This window comes from Falsigemmobacter intermedius, from assembly GCF_004054105.1.
Classification (GTDB): Bacteria; Pseudomonadota; Alphaproteobacteria; order Rhodobacterales; family Rhodobacteraceae; genus Wagnerdoeblera; species Wagnerdoeblera intermedia.
Map to the genome: position 1 here is coordinate 30,125 of NZ_SBLC01000010.1, position 22,912 is coordinate 53,036.

Sequence of the window (22,912 nt, forward strand, 5' to 3'; positions counted from 1 at the left end):
TTTAATCGAAAGACAGTCCCGTTCAGCCGCGCTGAAGCAGGGATTTTTTCACGCGGCCATGGATGCCTTTTTCGCCGTTGACCGACTGGGTCACCGCGAAATCGACGGCCATGGAGCAGAATTGATAGGCCTCACCCGGGGTGATGGCGCAGTGACGCGAGATCAGCGCAATCATCTGACGCAACGCAATCCTGAGCGCCTGATCGAGGCTCTCGTGAAAGCCCATGGTGATGAATTCATCCGCGGTCTCCGCCATCGGATAATCCACCTCCAGCGCGCCCTTTTTGTGCAGATTGAAGCGGAAGGTGCCGGTGAGTGAGGTCTCAAGCGCGGTGATGCAGACTTCCCCGTCGCCCTGGCAGCCATGGCCGTCACCGCAGGAGAAAAGCCCGCCCTCCGCCTGGACCGGCAGGAAAAGCGTCGCGCCCTCCGTCAGCAGCTTCAGGTCGATATTGCCGCCGAAGACCCGGGGCTGAACCGACGTCAGCTCACCCCATTCCGGCGCAGGCGCCAGCCCCATCACCCCGAAGAAAGGCGCGAGCGGCAGCACCGCCCCCCAGGGCAGCCGGGCGGTTTTCGCTGCGCGGTCAATCGGGATGATATCAAGATTCATCGCCGAGACGGGCATCTCGCCCATCAGCGTCCCCGCGCTCGGGCGCAGGGCGTTATAGCCCCAGTCCGCCCCGAGATCGATTTTCTCAATCGCGATCTCCAGCACATCGCCGGGCATTGCACCGCGCACCGCGACAGGCCCGGTCAGCAGATGCGCCACCCTTGGCAGATCGGCGGCCAGCACCTCACGATGCGCGTCAGAGACCGTCATGCCCGAGCCCTCCGGGGGCAGATGCATCTCCCGGCCTGAGAAGGTCTCAATGGTCACCCGGGCACCGGGCTCCACTTCCAGAACCGGCGGCAGGTCAGACCAGAAACGGCCCCAATGCACCGTTGACGGGGTGGCGGGCAGGAAAAGATCTGACATAGCAGCCTCGTATTTGAACAGACGCCACGCGGGCAACGGCGCATCGGTGTGCCTGCTCTGAGGGGGAAGTCAACGAGGCCCCGGGCCGCGACGATCCGTCGCCTCCGCTTCGCCGGATAATGGTGCATTAAAGGCACAGAATGCCCAACATTTAGGCAAATGTTCAGCGATTCAGCGTCTTTTTGGCAACAGGGCTGAGATCTCAGCGCAGTTGTGCTATAATTTTAACCGCATCGCGGAGAATCTGCTGATAATCTGCCGCCGCAAAATCATAGGGCAGTTCAAACCGCAGATGCCGCGTCAGCGCAAGCACCGGATCCTGCGCAAGCGCCTCCAGAATGGCCTCGCTGTGGCCGACCAGATCGGGCAGAAAAATCACCCGCCCCGGCCCGTTGGGCGCGCGCGTCCGCGCCAGGCGCGCCTCACAGTAGGCCCGGTAGCGCGCCGCCTGCTCAGCGGTGGCGCTGTCGGTCGGAAGGATCACCCGGCCAAGCCCCAGACCCGGTGCCCCCTTCCCCGCCCAGTGGCGGCGGTGGGTGTCAATCAGCTGCCTTTGTGTGCTCAGAAAATCCGCGCTCTCCTCTGCCGTAATCACATTGCCGGTCAGCAGATGCCAGCCGTTCTGCGCCGCCCAGGCCGCAGAAGCGCTTGAGCCCGCCCCATACCAGAGCCGCTCCGTCAGACCCGCCGCATGAGGCAGCACCCGCGGCACCTGAGCCCCGGCCGCATTGCCGCTCAGGCTCTCCGCTGCCAGCGGCTCTGATCGCAGCGCCCGCGCCAGCAGCGCCGCTCTCTCATGCTTCGCCGCCGGTGTCTCCAGCGGCAAGAGCGGCCCCAGCAGATCGGCGAAAGCCGCAGGGCCCGCGCTGACGCCCACATTCAGCCGCCCGCCCGAGAGCACATCCACCGTGGCCAGATCTTCCGCCAGCCGCAAAGGCGTCTCATAGCCCAAGGGGATCACCCCCGTCCCAAGGCCAATGCGAGAGGTGCGCTGCGTGGCGGCGGCCAGAAAGGTCGCCGCCGAGGACACCCCGCGCTCAAGATGACGCTGGCGCACCCAGGCGCTGTCAAAGCCCAGGTCTTCCGCAAGCGTAAAGAGCGAGAGCGTCTCCTCCAGCCCCTGGCGCGGCGCGTCAAAGCCGTAATTCCCGGGGATCAGCAGGGCAAAATGCGAAATCGCCATGGCTTAAAACTTCGGAAGGCCCGGCGGGTTCACGCGGCTTTCCTCCAGCGCCTCATCACTGACCAGCCAGCGCGCCAGCGTGCGGCCGTAAACGCCGTCCTTGATCAGCCCGTTGACGGCGATCGCAACCGGCTCCGCCAGACCCGAGCCTTTGCGGAAGGTCGCCGCCACGTCTGAACGCTCAGGCCAGCCGGCGGACAGAACCCCCACTTTGCGGAAATCACCGTCCCGCTCGGCGATCAGCACCAGCTGCGCATGGGGCTGCACCATCACATCCACCCGCCCCGCCCGCAGCGCCAGCAGCTTGGTGCCTTCGTCATCATAATAAACCAGTTCCGCAGACGGCAGACCGGCCTCAACCACAAGCTCGTTCCATTTGCCTAAAATCCGCTCCTGGTTGGTGCCCACACCCACCACAATCTTCAGACCGGAAATATCCTTCGGCTCTGCGATCCTTTGAACCGGGCTGTCGTTATGAACGAAAAATCCGTGCAGCCCCTGGCGGTAGGTGGCGAAATCAAACTTCTCTTTGCGCTCTTCCGTCACGCCGACGTTGGAGAAAACCGCATCCACCTTGCCCGACTGCAGCGCCAGCGGCCAGTCCGCCCAGGCCACAACCACGATCTCCAGTTCAAGCCCCAGGCTTTCAGCGATCAGGCTGGCAATATCGGGGTCCGCGCCCACCACGGTCGCAGTATCGCTGGCATAGGTCGCAAGCGGCGGGCCGGAGGGATTGGTGCCGATGGTGAATTTCCCCGGCGTCACAAAGGGAAAATCCTTCGGGATCGCGGCAATCGCCTCAGCATTGGCGGCGATGTGTTCGCGCGCGGGCTGCTCGGGGGAGAGGTCAAAGGGCAATTCCTTTGCCCCCGCCGCCGTAATCCCAAGGGCAGCGAGAGAGAGCGACAAAAGAAGGCGGCGGCTGAGAGAAGTCATGACAATTCCGATCAAAGAAAACGCGCCCCGCCCGGTCTCCCGGGCAGGGCCGGGGGACTTATTTCGCGGGCAGACCCGGCGGGTTGGTGCGGCTTTCCGTGATGGCTTCGGCATCAAGGCCCCATTTGCCCAGCACCCTGCCATAGGTGCCATTGGCAATCTGCCCGTTCAGCGCTGCGGTCACCGCATCGGCCAGGCCTGCGCCTTTTTTGGTGGCCACCGCGATCTCAGCCGTCAGCGGAAAGCCCCCCGAGAGCGTGCCGACGAGGCGGATATTGCCGTCCTTCGCCGCTTTGAAAGCGGAGGTGGCATTGGGTCCGAGATAGAAATCAATCCGCCCCGATTCCAGCGCCAGGTCCTGGACCACGTCATCATCGAAATAAAGAACTTCGGTCGGGGCCAGACCTTCGGCCTTATTCTCTTCAATCCAGCGCAGCAGGATCTCTTCCTGATTGGTGCCGGAATGGACCGAAGCCTTCAGCCCGGCGATCTGCTGACGCTCTGTAATCTCGGTGAGGGGGCTGTTTTTGGCGACATAGAACCCAAGCAGATCATTGCGATAGGTCGAGAAATCGAATTTCTCTTTGCGCGCCTCTGTGACGGTAATGTTGTGGATCACGGCATCATATTTGCCCGATGCCAGCCCCAGGGGCCAATCCGCCCAGGCCACCGGGATCAGCTCCGGCTCAAGCCCCAGGCTGTCGGCCACGATCTGCGCCAGATCAGGCTCTCCGCCGACCGGGGTGCGGGTGTCGGTGGCATAGACCGAAAACGGCAGCCGGTTCGGGACCGAAGCCACGGTCAGTTTGCCGGGGGTGACCCATTTGTAATCTTTCGGCAAAAGATCAATCGCGCTTTGAATTTTCTCTCCCCGGATGCGGCCGGGCTGTTCGGGCGAAAGGTCGATCCCGTCGAGCGCCAGCGCCGGAAGCGGCAGCAGAGCCGAGAGGGTCAGAGCAAGAAAACTGCGACGAAGAAGAGACATGGAATTTTCCTTTAGATTGAAGATGCCTGCTCCGGGCCGGTTCCGGCACATGCCGGAACCGGGTCTGCGGGGAGGCAGAAGGGGGGAAGAGGTCAGTTCACACGGGCGAGGAAATCTGCCGTGCGCTGGTGGCGGGGCGCGTTCAGGATCTGCACGGGCGGCCCGCTTTCAACCACGCGGCCCTGCTCCATGAAGATGATGCGGTCAGCGACATCGCGGGCAAAGCCGATCTCATGGGTGACGATGATCAGCGTGATGCCCGAGGCCGCGAGTTCCCGGATCACATTCAGCACTTCGCCCACCAGTTCCGGATCAAGCGCTGAGGTCGGCTCATCAAAGAGCAGCACTTTGGGTTTCAGCGCCAGGGTCCGCGCTATGGCCACCCGCTGCTGCTGCCCGCCCGAGAGCTGACGCGGATAGGCATCGGCTTTCTCAGCAAGCCCCACCCGGGCCAGCAGATCCCGCGCCAGAGCCTCCGCCTCAGCCTTACCCAGGCCCCGCACCCGGATCGGCGCTTCGGTGATGTTCTGCAGCACCGTCAGATGCGGGAAAAGGTTGAAGTTCTGAAACACCATGCCGACATCGGTGCGCCGCTTCAGGATCTCGCGCTCTTCCAGCTCATAAAGCGTGTCCCCTTCGCGGCGATAGCCGATCAGCTCACCGTCGATGGCAATGGTGCCCTCATCCACCCGCTCCAGATGGTTGATCGTGCGCAGCAGGGTGGATTTACCAGATCCCGACGGCCCGATGATCGCGGTCACCGATCCCGGCGCGAAGCTCAGATCAATGTCCGAGAGCACCTTCAGCGTGCCAAAGCTTTTCGCCACACCACGGATTTCCACCGCACCGCCCCGGGGCAGACCCTCAAACCCGCGCGAAGTCACCGGGGCACTCTGCGCCTCTTCGGCCGGGGCCACCGGTTTCTCTGCGGGATGCAAAGCCACCAGACCCAGCTTCGCGAAGACCACCCGAAAGGCATTCGGCGGCAGCGTGCGCAGCGCACCCCGCGCATAGTGACGCTCAATGTGATACTGAATGACCGACAAAACCGACAGGATGATCAGATACCAGACGGTCGCGACCATCAGCAGCGGAATGACCTCCAGGTTGCGGCGGTAGATGATCTGGATGGTGTAAAACAACTCCGGCAGCGCCAGGACATAGACCACCGAGGTCCCCTTCGCGAGGCCGATGATCTCATTAAACGCCGTCGGCACGATCGAGCGCATGGCCTGAGGCAGCACAATGCGCCGCGCCTGATGACCTTTCGGCAGACCAAGCGCCGCCGCCGCCTCATGCTGGCCCTGATCGACGCTCAGGATACCGCCGCGGATGACTTCAGCCGAAAAGGCCCCAAGGTTCAGCGTCAGCCCCAGAACGGCGGCCAGAAAGGGCGTCATCAGCTGCGTGGTTGACCAGCTTGCAAAGGTGATATCAGTGAAAGGCACGCCCAGGGCCACGGTCTCATAAAGATAGCCTAAGTTGTTGAGGATCAGCAGCAGCACGATCAGCGGCAGCGAGCGGAAGAGCCAGATAAACCCCCAGGCCAGCCCCGCCAGCAGCGGCGAGGAGGACACCCGTGCCAGCGCCAGGAGCGTGCCAAGCGTAAAGCCGAACAGCGCCCCGAGCGCGGTCAGCAAAAGCGTCCGCCCCAGCCCCGCCAGAACCGGCTCTGAGAAGAACCACTCAGCAAAGATGCCCCAGCCCCAGCGGGGATTGCCCAAAACCGACTGCAAAATCAGCGCCAGAACCACGACGGCCGCCACGGTGCCGATCGTGCGCGCGCGGTGGCGCACCGGCACCACCTTCAGATGCCCCTCAGCCGCGGGGCTCGCCGCGATCGGCAGGCGGTCGAAATCAGTAACGCTCATGCCGCCACCTCTGCATGCCGGGCCGCACTTTCCGCTTTGCGCGCAGCGGCAGCAGAGGCTGCCTCTTCAAGACTGGCCGCCGGCACACGCAAAGGCGAGCTCGGCACCTGCCCGCGCAAAGCGCCGATGTGCTTCTCGAAAGGCAGCGTGGCGTAAAGCTCTCCGGGAACCTCCGGGTCAAAGAGCGGGCGATAGCCGAGCGAGAGGTAAAGATCCCGCGCCTCAGGCTGGCGGAAGCCGGTGGTCAGATAGACGCGGGTATAGCCCTGCGCTTCCGCCGCCTGCTCCAAAGCCTCAACGATGCGCCGCGCCAGACCCTGGCGGCGAAACTCCGGGTCGGCCCAGACCCGCTTCAACTCCGCCGTATCCACGTCGTAAAACATAAAGGCCTCGCCCGCGATCACGCGGTCTGCGCGCTCGAGCAGCAGAAAGGCCCCGCGCTGTGCCTCGGTAAAGGCCGAAGCCGGATAGCGGTAAAGCTCTGCCCGCGCGCCTTCACTGCTGAAGAGCGTGCCATAGCGGCTGTCGTATTCGCGGATCAGATCTTCAACCAGCGGTCTTGCGCGGGGATCATCTGGGGTGGTGACAAAAAGACGGTCGGTGGTGTCAGCCCTGGTCATGGCAAAAGGTCTCCGTCAGCGAAAGCGGCCTTCGCACGCCTTCGTCAGCAATGGGGTGTTCAAAACCGGCCCCGTCACAGCGGGGGTAAGGGTTTCAGCAGATCGGAAAGGTCAGCTCAGGCGGTGCTCAGCAGCCGCACATTCGACACGAAGACCGACAACAGCCGGACGAGGCGGCGGCGGGCAGGACAGCAAAATTCTGCATCAGCCAGTCTCCTTTTAACTGATCCTGCGGCCGAAGGGGCGCAGGCGGCGATGATCACAGAATAGAGACAGCGCGCTGAGAGTAAATGAAACGTCGCGGTCGATTTTTGCGCAGCGGCGAGGGTAATTTTCCCCCCGCCCCCCTGCGCGGCAGAATGCACGCACTTTCCCACCCGAAAGCCGTGATTCGACACCAGGCTTTAATAAAGCGTGTCGCGCAACCGTGCGGGCAGCGCCTCATCATAGGCCGCACCACCGACCTCTCCGCCCGACAGCGCCGCCAGAATGGCGCCCGGAGAGGGCAGCGCAGAGCGCGGGATCTGAGCACCCGGATCCCAGAGTTTCGCGCGCAAAACCGCGCGGCTGCATTGGAAAAACACCTTGCTCACCGCGATCCGCACCACCACACGCGGGCTCTGCCCGTTTTGCGCAAATGAGGCACAAAGCCCGGGATCGGTCGTCACCTCCGCCCGTCCCGTCAGCCGCAGGGTCTCTCCCACGCCCGGCACGATGAAGAGAAGCGCCACCCTCGGGTTGGTGACGATATTGCGCAGACTGTCGAGACGGTTGTTGCCGCGCCGGTCCGGCATCAGCACCTCCCGCGCTCCGGTGACCCGCAAAAACCCCGGACCATCCCCCCTCGGGCTCAGATCCGGCCCTTCCGGCCCGGCCGTCGCCAGCACCACAAAGGGCGCAGCCTCAATAAAGGGGCGATAAAGCGGGTGGATATGATCGCATTCTTTCACGATCGAGCCACGCGCGGGCGCATCATAAAGCGCCTCCAGTGCCGCAAGACTGCGGATCACCCCATCGTCGTTTGCCTCTGCCATCCCCGGCCCTCCTGCCATCCCTGAAACAGGGGTAGCAGGCCCGGGCCCCGCCAGGCGAGGAAATTCCGCCGTTCAGCCCTCGCCCTGATCTGCCAGCCGCTCCAGACGCAGGCTCACCGCCTCCAGCCGCCGAAGCGTCTCATCCTGCGGCACAGGCGCGGTCCTGGGCAGCAGACCGGCATAAAGCATATCGGTGATTTCCCGTGCCAGAGGCACCGGCTCAAAACTGCTTTTGTGATGCAGATAAGACCAGGTCCGCATCTCAATCGCGCCAAAGGCTATATCCCGCGCCAGTTCCGGATCTGCATCCGGGCGAAACACCCCCCGCGCCATCCCGTCGCGCACAATCGCGCACAGCCGTCCCGTGTAGTCATGGTGCAGCGCATAAAGCCGGCTGTCACGGTGTTCAGGCTCAGGGCGCAGCTCATAAAGCATCAGCCGCGTCAGCCCGGGATCGCGGCGAATGGCCTCAAGCGTATGAAAGATGACGAAATGCAGTGCATTCCACTCGCCGCGGATCGCTGCAAAATTCGCAGCCGACTGGTCCATCATCTCCTGAAACCAGGCCTCAGCCACCTGTTGCAGCAGATCATTCTTATTGGCGAAGAAGCGGTAAATCGTCCCCTCAACGACGCCCGCACGCTCGGCAATCTCCGAGATCACATGCTCGGTATAGCCCTTCTCCGCAAAGATCGCCCGTGCCGCCGTCATAATATCTGCAATCCGGCGCTCAGGCGGAAGGCGGCTGACCTGACGACGGGGGCTGCGCTGTGGCATGATAGTCCTCTTTGTCCGAACCGCATTTCTACCCTGCCCGGCCGCGCAAGCCCAGAGCCGGGCCGCCCAGACCGCCTCTCCGAAAACATCCTGTTTTCCGAGGCTTATCCCCCGATCCTGACAGAACGGTCCGCGACAAAACGCCCGGGTGCCCCCCCTGCCCCGCCAATGCCCCTGCGCAAATCTCTTGACAGCCGGTGAGCCGATTTATTTTAAGTATAAAAGAAATCGGGCGCCCGCTGTCCTGCGTCCGCAGGGAGAGAACAGATATGAAAATCGCAGTGCTTGGCGGCGGCCCGGCCGGACTTTACTTCGCCATCTCCATGAAACTTCGCGCCCCTGAGAGCGAAATCACGGTCTTTGAACGCAACCGCGCCGACGACACCTTCGGCTGGGGCGTGGTGCTTTCCGATGAGACCATGAGCAATTTTGGCGAAAACGATCCCGTCTCAGAGGCGATGATCCGCGGCAGCTTCGCCTATTGGGACGATATCCGCGTGGTGCGCGGCGCTGAGGAGATGACCTCCACCGGCCACGGCTTTTGCGGCATCGGTCGCAAACGGCTGCTGCTGCTGTTGCAGGAACGTGCCCGCGATCTGGGCGTGACGCTGACTTTCCAGGCCGATATCCCGACCGGAGAGATTGAGCAGATGCGCCGGGACTATGACGTCGTTGTCGCGGCCGATGGTCTGAATTCCCGCACCCGCACGCTTTATGCCGAGCACTTCCGCCCTGAAATCGACCTGCGCCGCAACCATTTCGTCTGGCTGGGCACCGAACAAAAGTTCGATGACGCCTTCACCTTCATCTTTGAAGAGACCGAACACGGCTGGGTCTGGGCCCATGCCTATCAGTTTGACGACAAAATGGCGACCTTCATCGTCGAATGCGGGCCCGAAACCTACAAAGCTTTCGGCTTTGACCAGCTGTCGCAGGCAGAGAGCATCGCGCTTTGTGAAAATATCTTCGCCCGCCATCTTGGCGGCCATGCCCTGCAGACCAACGCAGGCCATATCCGCGGCTCAGCCTGGATTCAATTTCCCCGCGTGACCTGCGAAACCTGGTATCATGACAATGTCGTCCTGCTCGGCGATGCCTCGGCCACGGCGCATTTCTCGATCGGCTCCGGCTCGAAACTCGGGATGGAAAGCGCCATTGCCCTGGCCGAAGAGCTGACCTGCGGCAAACCTCTGTCTGAAGCCCTGCAAAGCTATGAGGCCGAGCGCAAACTTCAGGTGCTGCGCGTGACCTCTGCCGCGCGCAATTCGACCACCTGGTTCGAAGAGATCGACCGCCACCTCAAGCTCGATCTGATGCAGTTCACCTATGCGCTGCTGACCCGCAGCCAGCGGATTTCACACGAAAATCTGCGCCTTCGTGACCCCGAATGGCTGGGCCGGGCGGAAAGCTGGTTCCAGGCCCGGGCGGGCAGCAGCTCACAGCGCCGCCCGATGTTTGCCCCCTTCAGACTGCGCGGGATGACCCTCGCAAACCGCGTCGTCGTCTCGCCGATGGCGCAGTATAAAGCCATCGACGGCAATCCCACCGACTGGCATTTCATCCACTACGCCGAACGCGCAAAAGGCGGCGCAGGCCTCGTCTTTACCGAGATGCTTTGCGTTGAGCCTGAGGGGCGCATTACCCCCGGCTGCCCCTGCCTCATCACCGATGAGCAGGTCGCCCGCTTCAAACGACTGACCGATTTCGTCCATACCGAGACCCCGGCAAAGATCTGCGCCCAGATCGGCCACGCAGGCCGCAAAGCCTCGACCCGACTGGCCTGGGATGGCATCGATCAACCCCTGGCCGAGGGGAACTGGCCGATCTTCTCAGCCTCCCCCCTGCCCTATCTGCCGCAAAGCCAGGTGCCAAAACCGATTGATCGTTCGGATATGGACCGCATCCGCGATGCCCATGTCAAAGCCGCTGAAAATGCCCATCGCGCGGGCTTTGATATGATCGAGATGCACGCCGCGCACGGCTATCTTCTGGCCTCGTTCCTCTCTCCGGTCACCAACCAGCGGCAGGATGACTACGGCGGCAGCCTGGAGAACCGCCTGCGCTTCCCGCTTGAGGTCTTTCGCGCCATGCGCGCCGCCTGGCCTGCGGACAAACCCATGTCGGTGCGGATTTCGGCGCATGACTGGATCGACGGCGGCGTCGATGAATATGAGGCCGTCGAAATCGCCCGCGCCTTCCAGGCCGCCGGTGCCGATGCCATCAACGCCTCCTCCGGTCAGACCGACCGCGCCGAGCGTCCGGTCTATGGCCGGATGTTCCAGGTCCCCTTCGCCGATCTGATCCGCAACAGCCTGCAGATCCCGACCCTGGTCGCCGGAAACATCTATGAGGCCGATCACGTGAACTCCATCCTGATGGCGGGTCGTGCGGATCTGGTGTTGCTCGCGCGGCCCCATCTCGCGGATCCCTATTGGACGCTGCATCAGGCGGTGGACCTTCTCGACACCGAACAGCCCTGGCCCGCCCCTTACGAAGGCGGCCGCCGACAGGCGCTGACCCTGGCCGAACGCGCGAAGGCAATCCAATGATTTTGCAAGGAAAACGCGCCCTCGTCACCGGTGCAGGCTCCGGCTCAGGTGCCGCAATTGCCCGGGCCCTCGCCCGCGAGGGGGCTGAGGTGGTGATCTGTGGTCGCCGCCCGGAACCCCTGCACGCCCTGGCCCGCGACAGCGCCCTCATGCATCCGCAGATCTGCGACGTCACCAGCGAGCGTTCGGTGGAGGAAGCTTTTGCCGCCGCAGGCCCCCTCGATATCGTCGTCGCCAATGCCGGGATTTCCGCCTCTGCCCCCCTGGCGCGCACCTCGCTGGCAGAATTTCAGTCGCAGATTGATACCAACCTTCTCGGCACCTTTCTGACCTTCAGAGAGGCCGCCCGCCATCTGCCGCCCCGCGGCTGGGGCCGTGTGATCGCCATCGCCTCAACGGCCGCCGTCAAAGGCTATGCCTATGTCGCGCCTTACGCCGCCAGCAAGCACGGCGTCCTTGGCCTCGTCCGCTCAGCGGCACTTGAATATGCCCGCAAAGGGGTCACCTTCAACGCCCTCTGCCCCGGTTTCATGGACACCGAGATGACCCGCAGATCGACAGACCGCATCGTTGAAACCACCGGCCGCAGCGCAGAGGAGGCTCGGGCAAGCCTTGCCTCCCACTCGCCGCAGGGCCGCCTGATCGATCCGGAAGAGGTCGCCCGGGCGGTGCTCTGGCTCTGTGGCCCTGGCAGCGATGCCATCACAGGTCAGGCCATCCCGATCTGCGGCGGCGAAACCGCTTAAGGCTTTTCAAGCAGCCGCGAAACCTCCCGCACCAGGCTTTCCATCAGCCCGCGGTCGACCTTGCGCCGCCCGCCGATGCGCAGCGCCCAGCCGCGGGCATCCTGTTCGGCCACAACGGTAAAGCCGGCGCTGGTCTCTGCTGCGGGCCCCGCTGCGCGCTTGGGGCGGCCGCCCTTCCGCGGGTCCGGTGGGGGGCTGTCAAGCTCGTCAAGGATCCGCTCAAGCGCCGCCAGTTCTGCTGCGGGATCCGCCGGATCCGCCTCCGCCAGACCGTCCCGCAACCGCGCCTCTGCGCCGTCACGCAGGGCCTGCGCAATACGCAGCCCGTCTTTTTCTCGCAGAAGATCCGGGAACTTCAGCATATCCCCAAGCTCTTCAAAAATAAGCGCAAAGCTGCGGATCTTTGAGCGTTTCGCCTTAGAGGCCACCGGGAAAAGCGCATCCACTGCGGCTTCCGGATTGGCAAAAGCGCCCTGCTGTGCCGCAATCACGGCAATCCGCCCGCGCTCAAACTGACTGAGGCTCGCGCGGATTTCGTTCTCTTCGATCATGGCGGCGAAGGCACCGCCCATGGCCTCAGGCTCACGCACCACAGCCCGGATGGTCGCATAGCGCGGCTCATGCGTCAGGTCCCACAGCGCGCGCACGGCCATCAGGCGGCGATACCCCGACAGCAGCCCATAGGGTCGCGCCGCCCCGGGCATCTGCTCAAAAACCTCGACCGGCAACCGCAACCCGGTCTTGGCGATAGAGGCTTTCAGCTCTTCCAGCTCTTCCGCGTCAATCACCACCCGATCGCGGACCAGGGCATCCGCCTCGATCTCTTCGATGGGCAGTTCAACCATGACCAGACCTTTGGTCCGCGCCTCACGGAAAGCAGAGGCGACGGCGCGATCCCGCGCCGCCTCCGCCCGCTCATCTGCGCTGCGCGGATCAAAAACCGCGGCCGTCTCAGCGGCGACCTGGGCGATCGGCGCCACCCCGGGCCGCACCGGCGCCGGCTCGCGCCGGAAATCCGCTTCCATTTTCTCCAGATCAGCGCTGGAAGGTACTGCCAGAACCCGACGTTTCGCCACGTTACGACTCCTCTGCCCCGGCCATCTGCTGGTCGCGCCACCAGGTGCCAAGGATCACTTCTTTCACCTCAGCCCAGGTGCGATCGAAAGTTTCGCGCCCGCGCACATAGGTGTCACGGTTAAAGTTGCGGTAATCCGTCTCATAAATGCCGGAGACCATCTCGCCCGCCTGGCCGACCATAACAGTCATTTCCTGGCGATAGGTTGTCATGAAGTCGCCGAAATAGGCCTGGATCACATTGCCAAGATCCGCCTGCTGGGCGGGGTCGAACCGCGTCACCAGTGCCCGCACCGCATCCCATTCAAAACGCATCTCCGGCAGGCCATCGGCGCGCCGCACGCGATTTTCGCCTTCCTCAATCGACGCGAAGGTCGAATAGATCATGTCAAAGAAGCGCCCGGTGCTGTCAAACTCCAGAAAGGATGCCCCAAGCGGCACAAGCAGAATATCGGCAGCCGCCAGCGCATTGATCGTCAGATAGCCAAGCGCGGGGGGCGTATCGAGCAGAATGATGTCGTAATCATCCAACATTCCGCCGTCCTGCAGGGCGTGGCTCAATGCATCCCAAAGCGCCCAGGAGCGCAGCTGCATCCGCCAGACGGGTACCTGAAATTCCGCCCAATAGAGGTTCAGCTGCGCGCCGATCAGATCGATATTCGGCCAGTGCGTTTTCTGGATGAGGTTTCGCGGCGAAACCTTCAGTGCTTCCGTCAGCGTCTCATCAAAGGGGTAGGGCGCCAGTCCACCGGCTTCACGGACCTTGTTTTCTTCCTGCAGACGCAGCGCATAGTCCCTTGCCAGCAAAGGGAAAACGGTTTGCCATTCGTCCTCAACCTTACCGCCCATGATCGAGGTCATCGACCCCTGGCTGTCAAGATCGATGACCAGAACCTTATAGCCATCAAGCGCGGCCGACATGGCAAGATGGGCTGCCGTCGACGTCTTGCCGACGCCCCCTTTGAAGTTTGCCACGGCAACCACCTTCGCCGGCAGTCCTTCCGGGCGCCAGGCACGATATTCGCGATCGCGCGCACCTTCAGTTGCGAAGTGGTTACGAAGCGCGAGGACCTCCTCCAGCGTAAACCATTTGGACCCCGCATCGCCCTCGCCCTGCGGAAGCTCCGGGTTTTGACGCAGCACACGGCGCAGATGGGCAGCATTGACCGGGATCAGATACTTACAGACTTCCCAGGTCGAGAACTTCCGCAGACGTTTCTGTCCATCCGGTGCATAACCGCGGCGCGCAAGGTCGTCCCGACCACGGGTCGCAAAGGCAGCCGCTTTTGCAAAACGTGCAGTATCGATCGGATCAGTCAGTTTTGCTGCCGCCTGCGCCGGATCAATGTTAAAGTAGGGCGGAAGATCCGCCTTGCCGGGAATAACTGGTTTCTGAGCCATTGCTTCGCCTGATGTGCGTCATTCTTCACGATGACTACCCAACTATGGCACATCACACGTGAGATAGGGAAGCCCTGAACAGAATTTGCTGATTTCACGGGAATATCCCTGAAAAATCGCGAATCTGATTTTGAAGAATTATGAGCTTTTTTGAATCTTTACGTCCGAGAAAACCACTTATTTACAGAAGGTTACACTGTTATAGGTACCTGATTTCAGGGATTAAGGTGCCAGAGTTCGGGATATTAAGTACCCATTCTCAGGATATCAGGTGCTGATTCACAGGTTTTTACATCTAAGGCGCGAATCGAAGGCGCAGTTTTACCCGAAATGACGGCCTGAGAGGCGCCTTCTCCCGGAATCGGGTACCTGTTGTCTGAGCTTCCCTGGTAATAGGTACCTGAATACGGGGGCGGCTTTAAGGTCTCCGGAATCATGGTTGCGGGCGGATACCTTTTGCCACAACATGTCCTGGTCAGGTCCGACTCGCCTGACCAGGAAGGCGTTAAGATGACCCGTGAGAAAACCGCATTGAACGATATCCCGCGCGACCGGCTTACGGGCCCACTAAGACGGGGTGCGGTTAAGAAGCATGTTGCTGCGATCCATATCTCGGGGAAGCTGACCTTGCTTCAGCGTAAGTTAAGCAATGTTCTTCTGCTGAACGCTTACGACACGCTCACATCCCAGACCCGGCATCAGATTGATGCGCGCACGCTCTGTCTGATGATTGGCTATAATTCGAACGATATCGAGACATTGAAGCTTGCCCTGCGCGGCCTGGCGGAAACGGTCGCGGAATGGGATATGCTCGACAGCGAGGGGCAACAGGAGTGGGGCGTCTCGGCTTTGCTGTCTTTCGCGCGGCTTAAGGGCGGGGTGTGCGAATATGCTTATTCACCGGCGCTGGCCGAAAAGCTGCATGATCCCAAGGTTTTTGCGCTGATTAATCTTAATATTCAGCGGCGCTTCACCTCGGGCCATGCTCTTGCGCTTTATGAAAACTGCTACCGCTTTGTCCGCACGGGATCGACGGGCTGGTGGCCGATTGAGCTGTTCCGCAGGCTCATGGGGGTGGCGGACAGTCCTTATTATGATGAATTCAAGCATCTGAATGCGAAGATTATTAAGCCTGCCGTGGCAGAGGTGAATAAGACGTCGAACATCGTAGTGACGCCTGAATTCCGTAAGATGGGGCGGGCGGTGACGGATGTGCGCTTTCTGATTTCTGAGAACCCTCAACTGGCGATCCTGGATCTGGATGATGGTGAGGGGCATCGGAACTCGGATATCTATGCGCGCCTGCGGGGGCTTGGTGTTTCGGACCGGCTGGCGCGGCAGTGGATCCGCGAACATGGCGAAACGGTCATGGGGAAGCGTCTGGATTTCGTGGCCGCTCAGGGCGATGTCCGAAATCCGGTTGGCTATCTGACCCGCGTGCTGCGTGATGACGGCTCTGAGGTTTCGCCGCGAAACCAGGCGCCCGCCGCGGCGCCGGTTTTGTCGGATCGGGCGAGACGCCTTGAACGGATCCGCGACCTTGCTGCGGCGCGGACGCCGACGCAGCGGGATGCGGACCGGCGGCTTTTCCTTGCGCGGCTTGAGGGCGCTGCCAGAGATGACTTTGAAAAGCACGGCTGGATGTCCGCGCTGAACGTTAAGGCGATCGCAGCTTTCTGGGAGGAAGTCTCTCCCGGGGCCTTTGACGGGCTGCCTGAAGAATAAGAGACTGCCGGGTCTGCGCCCGGTGTTTCTCTATAGGTGCCCGTTTGCGGGGAAGGTATATGAGGGATTTCAGGGCAGAGCGCAGCGGTTTCTGTTCGATGCGGGGCAGGGAGCGGATTGGCACCCGGCCCTGGGCCGGCTTCAGGCACCCTGCTGCAAAGCCTGCTTTTGAGGGCAACCTCACGAAAAAGTAGACACCTGCTTCAAAGTTCTTCGGAACGTTCTCAGATTTTAAGAGTTAAAAATGCAGGCGGCCGGATCGCCTATTGGCGCTTGCCCGCATGTTAAGGAGTGACTTTATGACAGTGAAACAAACATCCGCCCTTGGTCTCGGCGCGGTTGTCGCGCTTGGCCTGATGAGTGCAACGGCCTTCGCCCAGGATACTCTGACCGGCGTTCGTGGTGTCAATGACCGTCTCGACGACGTTGAGCGCGACGTGCGTGAAGATATGGACCGCGCGAATGACGCGGCGCGTTTCGGAAACCCGGAATTCAACCCCGGTTTCAGCGGCAGCGCGTCGCTGGGCTATTCGGGTAAGACCGGTAACAACGAGACTCAGGACCTTTCGGTCGGCCTGCGTCTGCGTCATGCCCAGGGGCCGCTGGTTCAGACCCTTGGCGCTGTTCTGGACTTCCAGGAAGCCGATGGCTCGAAGACCAAGCAGGATGTCTTCGCGGTCTATGATGCCAACTACTACTTTAATGACCAGTTCTACGTCTTCGCTCTTGCACGGGTGCAGACCAATGGTCTGGCTGATACCGCTGATGAAATCCGTCGCGACGCCTTTGTTGGTATCGGTCCGGGTTACCGCTTCATCAACACCCCGACCACCACCTGGCGCGCCCAGGCCGGTGTTGGCGTGAGCTATCTGCAAAACGGTGCCCGTAACTCGGAAACCGAAACCGGCTATATTGCCAGCTCGCGTTTCTTCCACCAGTTCAACGACACCATGTTCCTCACCAATGACACCGATGTCCTGAAGTCGGACTCGGCACTGCGTGTGAACAACGACTTTGGTGTGAACTTCCGTATGACCAACGCGATGTCGACCCGGATCAGCTATCTGACCGAGTATAACGACACCCGTGCGATCCGTACCGACAACAAACTGGGCGTTTCGCTCGTTTTCGGCTTCTGATCGAAGACAGGTCTACCCTCGTTGAACTACGGCCCCGTTTGGGGCCGTTTTTTTATCTGCGCTGCCGGTCAGGTCTGCAGATGAGGCGTGCTCATCAAATGATTGATTTTTCTGGATATTTCCGGGTCAACGGGCAGGATGGGCGCCTGCGGCGGATAAAGGGTCTGGCCAAGTTGCCGGGCCATTTCCTGCACCACGCGGAAGCTGCCGAAGGTCCGGAAGAGTTCCCAGAGCGGTTCAAGGTTCTGGTTGATCCTTTGGGTTTCGGCCTCATCCCCCTGCCTTGCGGCTTTGGCCAGGGCCACGCAGGGGCGGGGCAGGGTGCCTGCCAGGACCGAATACCAGGTATCAGCGCCCCGCAGCAGCGCCTCTGCGCAGTGCCAGTCGGCGCTGAAGCCGATGGAGACGTGCTCTGGCAGGCGGTGTCGTTGGGTCTTCAGGCGGCGGGCGATATCTTCGGGACCTGTTGCGGGGTTCTTCACGGCGATCACGCCGGGCAGCTCTGCCAGACGCGCAAGAAGGTCATCTGAGATCGTGACCCGCGTGGTTGCCGGATTGTCGTAGATGCAGATCGGCAGACCGCTTTCTTCGCTGACGCGGCGGGTATGTTCGACGATCTCATCTTCGGTGAGCGGCGTATAGGAGACCATGGCCAGAAGACCCGCACCGGCACCGGCTTTGCGGGCGCAGGTGGCATGGGCGATTGCCTCGCGTGTGGTGAGCGCCCCGACCCCGGCCAGGAGCGGTCGCCGTCCGGCGCAGACCTCTCCGGCGGCGCGCAGGGTGCGGTCGCGCTCAGCGGGGCTGAGATACATGTAACTTCCCGTTGAGCCGAGGACGCCCAGACTGTCGACCCCGGCGGTGATCAGTTGATCGAGGGTCTGCGCGAGGCGCGTGGTATCCACCACACCCTCGGAATTTGCGGGCGTGACCGGAAAGGCGGAAAGGCCGGAAAAGGCAGACATGTCAGATCCTCAGGGCAGGGCGGGCCGTCCGGTCACAGTGGCGCAGCTTTGCCTTTTCGGGAAGGGGCGGCTTTGGCTCCCGGGCAATTTGGGAACAGGGCAGGGGGCTGGCGCGTTTTCAGATCAGCTGCTCCGGCTTCGGCCGCAGGTGACGAGGTATGATAATGAACAGTCTTTTACGTAACACGACCGCGCTTGTGGCCTGCCTTTCTCTGGTGACGCCGCATCTGGCACTGGCTCAGGCCGCCCCTGAGGTTCCGGTAGAGCAGCCACCTGAGGTTGCACCAGAAACTCCGGTTGAGGCTCCCGAACAGGCCCCCGCAGAGGCCCCGGCTGAAGCTCCGGCTGAAGCTCCGGCTGAAGTTCCGGCGGAGGTCCCCGCTGAAGCCCCGGCTGAAACGCCTGTAGAGGCGCCTTCTGAAGCTCCGCCGGAGGTTCCGGCTGAAGTGCCTGCAGAGGCCCCGGCAGACGCCGCGCCCGAAGCGCCCGCAGAGGTGCCGCAGAGCGCTCCGCAGGAAGTGCCGGCAGAGAATCCGTCAGAGGCTCCGGTTGAAGCTCCGGCAGAGGTGGTACCGGAGGCTCCGGCCAACCCGGCTGAACCCACGGGGGAGACCCCCGCTGAACCTCCGGCCGAGGTCGCGCCGGAGGTGACGCCGGAAGGGACGCAAACCCCCGCGCCGTCTCCGGAAGGGGAGGCCGCGCCTGCGCCTCCGGCTGATACTCCCGCTGAGACCCCGGCTGAGACGCCTGCGGAAGCGGTGCCGGAGACCGCGCCCGAGGCGGAGGCTGTTCCCGTCCCCGAGGTCGGCGTGGCCGAGACAGAGGCGGCCCGTGAAGCAGCCGGAGCCGCTGAAGCCCCTGCTGCGGCTGCGCTTTCCGAAGAAGCCCCGGCGGGTGATGTTGTGGAAGAGACTGTGACCGAAGAGAGTTCCCGCTCTTCGGCAGAGGATTTTGCCACCAGTCTGCGCGATGCGCTGCAACCGGCTGCGGGCGCGCCTGCCGCTGCGGCATCTGCGGATAAGGATGATGATACCAAAGCGCTGTCGCGGGCGCTTTTGCTGGGTCTGGGCGCGGTGGCCGTGGGCTCGGTGCTGTCGAACAACCGCCAGGTTGAACTGAGTGCGCCGGACCGCCTGGTGGTGACGCGGCCGGATGGCAGCTATCAGGTGATCAAAGATGACACCGCGATCTTCCGCCGCCCCGGTGCCCGTGTCTCGACGCAGAATTATGAGGACGGCTCAACCCGCACCATCGTGACCCGTGATGATGGCAGCCGCGTTGTGACCATCCGCGACGCGGATCTGCGGGTGCTGCGCCGCTCGGTCATCGGCACTGACGGGGTTGAGCGGCTGCTGATCGATGAGACGCAGAGCGCCGCTCCGATCGATCTGCGCCGCCTGCCGCCGCCTGCCGTTGTGCCTGAGCGTCAGGCCGCCTGGACGGAGTCCGATCTGCGCCGTGCCCTCGATCGTGAGACGCGGGTCGACCGCAGCTTTACCCTGGCGCAGGTGCGTGACATTCCGCAGGTGCGCGCGCTTGTGGCCCCGGTCAATGTGGATGCGATCACCTTTGACACCGGCTCCGCCGCCATCCGGCCCGATCAGGCCCGCAATCTCGCCGATCTGGGCAATGTGCTGAAATCCATGATTGAGGCCAATCCCTATGAGATGTTCCTCATCGAAGGCCACACCGATACCGTGGGATCTGACGCAGCCAATCTGGCGCTGTCAGACCGGCGCGCGGAATCCGTGGCGCTGGTGTTGACGGAATATTTCGATGTGCCGCCGGAGAATATGGTGGTTCAGGGCTATGGTGAGCAATTCCTGAAGGTGCGCCGCGAGGGCGATATCCGCGAGAACCGGCGTGCTTCGGTGCGCCGCATCACGGAGCTGCTGGCGCGGCAGGGCAACTAAGCAAGGCGTTCGACGCTGAGAGAGGCCGCGCAGGTGAAAGCCTGCGCGGCTTTTATCTTTTCCGCCCTCTGCCCCGGGGCGGAACTTTGCGGCTCTGGCACTGGTTGCCCCCGGAGGAGTACCGCTATGCTGATATCGCTGGGCTATGAGATTGAGATCGACTGCAGGCAGCCGATGGAACTGGTGGCGCTGCTGGATCCGGCGCCGGAGTGGGAGCCGAAGATCGTCGCGCGGCGCGCGTTGCAGCTCAGCCCCCAGGTTCCGTTTCGCTATTACACCGATGGCCATGGCAACCGCTGCCTGCGGCTGACCGCGCCTGCCGGGGCGCTGCGGCTTGCGGCGGAGTATAACCTGCGGATCGATCCGCAGCCGGACGACTGGAGCCATGAGGGGGAGGCGGGCACACCGCAGGATTTTCCCGATGAGGTGCTGCGCTATCTTCTGCCGAGCCGCTATTGCGAGACCGATCTGCTGATGGAGAAGGCCTGGGAGCTTTTTGGCGCTGCTGCGCCGGGATGGGAACGGATCCGGGCCATCTTTGACTTTGTGAACGGCCACATCGATTTCGGCTATGGCCATGCCCGCGCCACGCGCACGGCTGCCGAAGCCCTGGCCGAGGGGAAGGGGGTTTGCCGGGATTTTGCGCATCTGGCGATTGCGCTTTGTCGCTGCATGAATATCCCCGCGCGTTATGTGAACGGCTATATGGGCGATATCGGCGTGCCGGTGGATCCGGCTCCGATGGATTACAACGCCTGGACCGAGGTCTGGGCCTATGGGCGCTGGATCACGCTGGATGCGCGGCACAATATCCCGCGCATTGGTCGGGTGGCGGTGGCGCGGGGGCGCGACGCCAGTGACGTGCCCCTGCTGCACAGCTTTGGGCCGCATGGTCTGACGCGCTTTGTCGTGAAGGCAGAGGAAGTGAATGCCGAAGGGTTAACCCCTGTTCCCGGGGGGGCTGTCACACCGCTGTGAGGGCGGGTCTCGTGGCGGATCTTTGCCTCCCCGGCGCAGGATTGGGCAAAATTTTGCTTAAAGCGCAAAGGTTTGGATCTGTCGATGTGAACCAATCCGCTTTGTCCGCGTTCTCTCTTCAGTACGTTAACCCACGCTTGGAGGATTTCATGCGCTTTGTAAAAGTTTCGGCTCTCGCTCTCACCGCTGCCCTTGGCCTTGCCGGTACCGGCTTTGCCCAGACCGCCGTCACCCCGGCTGCTCCGGGCGCTGCGGCGACGGCACCGGCCATCGTGATCGCCGCGCCTGAGGGTTATGTCTTCACCGAAGTGGGCAGCATCACCGCAGACGATCTGAAAGGTGTCAATATCTATGACGCCGAAGGCAAAGACGTCGGCGAAATCGCTGATCTGCAGATCGGAACTGATAATGCTGTGTCGAAAATCATCACCGATGTTGGCGGCTTCCTTGGCATGGGCGAGCATCGCGTCGCCCTCGATCCCTCGCAGATCCAGGTCTATAAAAACGCCGACAATGATCTTCGCGCCTATGTGACGCTGACGAAAGACGAGCTGAAGGCGCTGCCGAAGTTCGAAGCGAACTGATCGGACTTTAAGGCTCCGGCCCAGGGGCCGGAGAGAAGATACGACCCGTCCCGGAGCTTTTTGGCTCCGGGATTGCGGGTTTTGACGGGCAGACGAGCAAGACGATGGAATGGACGACGAGGGCAGTTTTCAGCTGCTATTCGGATGACGGCGAGCGGGTCTCGGTGATTGAGCAGAGCCGCGCCCCTGAGGCTGCGGCAGGCCCGGATGCGGTGGGTCTGCGACCCGAGATGCGCTATGTGATGGGCAATGGCAAAGAGCTCTGGCAGCTGCACGGCAGCAGCTACCTCGATCCGCAGACCGGGCGGGAGTTCATCCGCGTCTGGAAATGGGCTTCGGGGCTGCAGCGCGAGGCCCAGGCCTCGTAAGAAGTATTCTGCCAGAGAGGAAGGCCGTGCGAGGGGATCGCGCGGCCTTTTTTCAACTCTGAGTAGTAATTCCCCTCACGGCGCGGCAGCATGCAGGTTTTGTCCCCGCCGGGCGGTCCGGAGGGAACCGATGCGGATTATGATGAAAATTTCTTCCGAGCTGAGAAAAAATACAGAAAAGACAATATGTTGCAGGCCGCAACTTGCGGGTCAGATGCCCGGCACAAGTTCCCTTAATCGATGAAATTTATGTGAAAGTGGCGAGATTTCGCCGACTGTCCCGATCAGGGGTTGGTGCGCCGCCTCTGCTGGCTATTCTGCCCGCGGTGACAGGGCAGGCTGTCAGGCAACCGATGTGAGGACAGATGAGGTTTGTGAAGGTTCTTCCGACGCTGGCGATGATGGCCGTGACCTGCATGACTTTCGCCGCTTCCGCTCAGGATCTTCGCCCTCAGCCGCGTCCGGCTGACACTACCGCTGCTGAGGTGGCTCTGGTTCAGACCACCACCACCGCCCCCGCACAACGTCCCCGCGCCCGCCCGGAAGGGCTTCGCCTGGCCGCTGCCCCGGCCGCTTTGCAGGCGACGGTTTCGACGCGGAATGCCCCGGCCTCGACCCATGCGGTGCAGCCCGCGCTGCTGCGTCAGCGCACGCAGCTTGCGGTGCAGAACGCCCAGGCCAAGCGCGCCCGCGGTCAGCGTGTCTGGTGCGTGCCCTTTGCCCGTGATGCCAGCGGTGTGCAGATCCGTGGGGATGCGCGGACCTGGTGGAGCCAGGCCGCCGGTCAGTATCACCGCTCAAACACCCCGGAGGTGGGGGCGGTGATGAATTTTGCGCCGACCAAAAAGATGCGTCGCGGCCATGTTGCGGTCGTCTCGCGGATCGTCAATTCGCGCCAGATCCTCATCAGCCATGCGAACTGGACCCGCAATCAGGTCTCGCTGGATATGGTGGCGGTCGATGTCTCGCCCCGCAATGACTGGAGCCAAGTGCGCCTTGAGCACCGCCGCGGTCAGATGACCTCGACCACCTATCCGATCTATGGCTTCATCCATCCGACCCGCGGCTGATCCCCGGCTCCTCTT

The 22,912-nt window shown here is 62.4% G+C and carries 20 protein-coding genes; 9 read left to right on the top strand and 11 right to left on the bottom strand.

Annotation, left to right across the window (positions count from 1 at the left end):
- Positions 1 to 22: 22 nt before the first annotated feature.
- The 8 genes from EP867_RS08845 to EP867_RS08880 all read right to left on the bottom strand — a co-directional run bounded on the left by EP867_RS08845 (position 23) and on the right by EP867_RS08880 (position 8,385).
- Entirely contained in the window at positions 23 to 979 is a 957-nt protein-coding gene (locus EP867_RS08845) for an acetamidase/formamidase family protein (protein WP_128488269.1), read from the bottom strand.
- 202 nt (positions 980 to 1,181) lie between these two features.
- Positions 1,182 to 2,162, bottom strand: a complete 981-nt coding sequence (locus EP867_RS08850) for an LLM class flavin-dependent oxidoreductase (RefSeq protein WP_128488271.1) — start codon at positions 2,160 to 2,162, stop codon at positions 1,182 to 1,184.
- Between the two features lie 3 nt (positions 2,163 to 2,165).
- On the bottom strand, positions 2,166 to 3,098 hold the full coding sequence (locus EP867_RS08855) for an ABC transporter substrate-binding protein (protein ID WP_128488273.1): 933 nt from the start codon (positions 3,096 to 3,098) through the stop codon (positions 2,166 to 2,168).
- A gap of 58 nt (positions 3,099 to 3,156) precedes the next feature.
- Entirely contained in the window at positions 3,157 to 4,083 is a 927-nt protein-coding gene (locus EP867_RS08860; RefSeq protein WP_128488275.1) for an ABC transporter substrate-binding protein, read from the bottom strand.
- A gap of 92 nt (positions 4,084 to 4,175) precedes the next feature.
- Positions 4,176 to 5,954, bottom strand: coding sequence for an amino acid ABC transporter permease/ATP-binding protein (locus tag EP867_RS20610; RefSeq protein WP_128488277.1), 1,779 nt, complete (start codon positions 5,952 to 5,954; stop codon positions 4,176 to 4,178).
- Positions 5,951 to 6,574, bottom strand: coding sequence for a GNAT family N-acetyltransferase (locus EP867_RS08870; protein ID WP_128488279.1), 624 nt, complete (start codon positions 6,572 to 6,574; stop codon positions 5,951 to 5,953). Before EP867_RS08870 ends, EP867_RS20610 begins: the two co-directional genes overlap by 4 nt.
- A gap of 404 nt (positions 6,575 to 6,978) precedes the next feature.
- Positions 6,979 to 7,608 carry a pyridoxamine 5'-phosphate oxidase family protein gene (locus tag EP867_RS08875; protein ID WP_128488281.1) on the bottom strand — a complete coding sequence of 210 codons (630 nt, stop codon included), beginning with the start codon at positions 7,606 to 7,608 and terminating at the stop codon, positions 6,979 to 6,981.
- 72 nt (positions 7,609 to 7,680) lie between these two features.
- Positions 7,681 to 8,385, bottom strand: a complete 705-nt coding sequence (locus tag EP867_RS08880) for a TetR/AcrR family transcriptional regulator (protein WP_128488283.1) — start codon at positions 8,383 to 8,385, stop codon at positions 7,681 to 7,683.
- Between the two features lie 269 nt (positions 8,386 to 8,654).
- On the opposite strand from EP867_RS08880, the gene EP867_RS08885 reads away from it, so the two are divergent.
- Positions 8,655 to 10,934: a bifunctional salicylyl-CoA 5-hydroxylase/oxidoreductase gene (locus EP867_RS08885; RefSeq protein ID WP_128488285.1), complete on the top strand. Its 2,280-nt coding sequence runs from the start codon at positions 8,655 to 8,657 to the stop codon at positions 10,932 to 10,934.
- Positions 10,931 to 11,680 (top strand): SDR family NAD(P)-dependent oxidoreductase, encoded by a 750-nt coding sequence (locus tag EP867_RS08890; protein WP_128488287.1) that lies wholly within the window; start codon positions 10,931 to 10,933, stop codon positions 11,678 to 11,680. Before EP867_RS08885 ends, EP867_RS08890 begins: the two co-directional genes overlap by 4 nt.
- Here EP867_RS08890 and EP867_RS08895 read toward each other — a convergent pair.
- Both EP867_RS08895 and EP867_RS08900 read right to left on the bottom strand, forming a co-directional pair.
- Entirely contained in the window at positions 11,677 to 12,756 is a 1,080-nt protein-coding gene (locus EP867_RS08895; RefSeq protein WP_128488289.1) for a ParB/RepB/Spo0J family partition protein, read from the bottom strand. The two genes, EP867_RS08890 and EP867_RS08895, sit on opposite strands and share 4 nt — an antisense overlap.
- A 1-nt stretch (position 12,757) precedes the next feature.
- A complete protein-coding gene (locus EP867_RS08900) occupies positions 12,758 to 14,155 on the bottom strand; it encodes an AAA family ATPase (protein ID WP_128488291.1) in 1,398 nt (465 codons plus the stop codon).
- Positions 14,156 to 14,665: 510 nt separating this feature from the next.
- Between EP867_RS08900 and EP867_RS08905 the strand changes: the two genes are divergently transcribed.
- Both EP867_RS08905 and EP867_RS08910 read left to right on the top strand, forming a co-directional pair.
- Positions 14,666 to 15,880, top strand: a complete 1,215-nt coding sequence (locus tag EP867_RS08905; RefSeq protein ID WP_128488293.1) for a replication initiation protein — start codon at positions 14,666 to 14,668, stop codon at positions 15,878 to 15,880.
- A gap of 299 nt (positions 15,881 to 16,179) precedes the next feature.
- Positions 16,180 to 17,019, top strand: coding sequence for a DUF481 domain-containing protein (locus tag EP867_RS08910; RefSeq protein ID WP_241656861.1), 840 nt, complete (start codon positions 16,180 to 16,182; stop codon positions 17,017 to 17,019).
- A gap of 68 nt (positions 17,020 to 17,087) precedes the next feature.
- On the opposite strand, the gene EP867_RS08915 is transcribed toward EP867_RS08910, so the two are convergent.
- Positions 17,088 to 17,984: a dihydrodipicolinate synthase family protein gene (locus EP867_RS08915; RefSeq protein ID WP_128488295.1), complete on the bottom strand. Its 897-nt coding sequence runs from the start codon at positions 17,982 to 17,984 to the stop codon at positions 17,088 to 17,090.
- Between the two features lie 158 nt (positions 17,985 to 18,142).
- Here EP867_RS08915 and EP867_RS08920 point away from each other — a divergent pair, with 158 nt between their 5' ends.
- The 5 genes from EP867_RS08920 to EP867_RS08940 all read left to right on the top strand — a co-directional run bounded on the left by EP867_RS08920 (position 18,143) and on the right by EP867_RS08940 (position 22,897).
- Complete coding sequence (locus tag EP867_RS08920; RefSeq protein WP_241656862.1) at positions 18,143 to 19,897, top strand: OmpA family protein; 1,755 nt, start codon at positions 18,143 to 18,145, stop codon at positions 19,895 to 19,897.
- A gap of 126 nt (positions 19,898 to 20,023) precedes the next feature.
- Entirely contained in the window at positions 20,024 to 20,875 is an 852-nt protein-coding gene (locus tag EP867_RS08925; protein WP_128488297.1) for a transglutaminase-like domain-containing protein, read from the top strand.
- A gap of 149 nt (positions 20,876 to 21,024) precedes the next feature.
- Positions 21,025 to 21,459 (top strand): PRC-barrel domain-containing protein, encoded by a 435-nt coding sequence (locus EP867_RS08930; RefSeq protein WP_128488299.1) that lies wholly within the window; start codon positions 21,025 to 21,027, stop codon positions 21,457 to 21,459.
- A gap of 104 nt (positions 21,460 to 21,563) precedes the next feature.
- A complete protein-coding gene (locus tag EP867_RS08935) occupies positions 21,564 to 21,827 on the top strand; it encodes a hypothetical protein (RefSeq protein ID WP_128488301.1) in 264 nt (87 codons plus the stop codon).
- A 365-nt stretch (positions 21,828 to 22,192) separates the two neighbouring features.
- The gene (locus EP867_RS08940) at positions 22,193 to 22,897 is read left to right on the top strand and encodes a CHAP domain-containing protein (RefSeq protein WP_241656863.1); all 705 of its coding nucleotides are present in this window, start codon (positions 22,193 to 22,195) and stop codon (positions 22,895 to 22,897) included.
- The last annotated feature ends 15 nt before the right edge of the window (positions 22,898 to 22,912 follow it).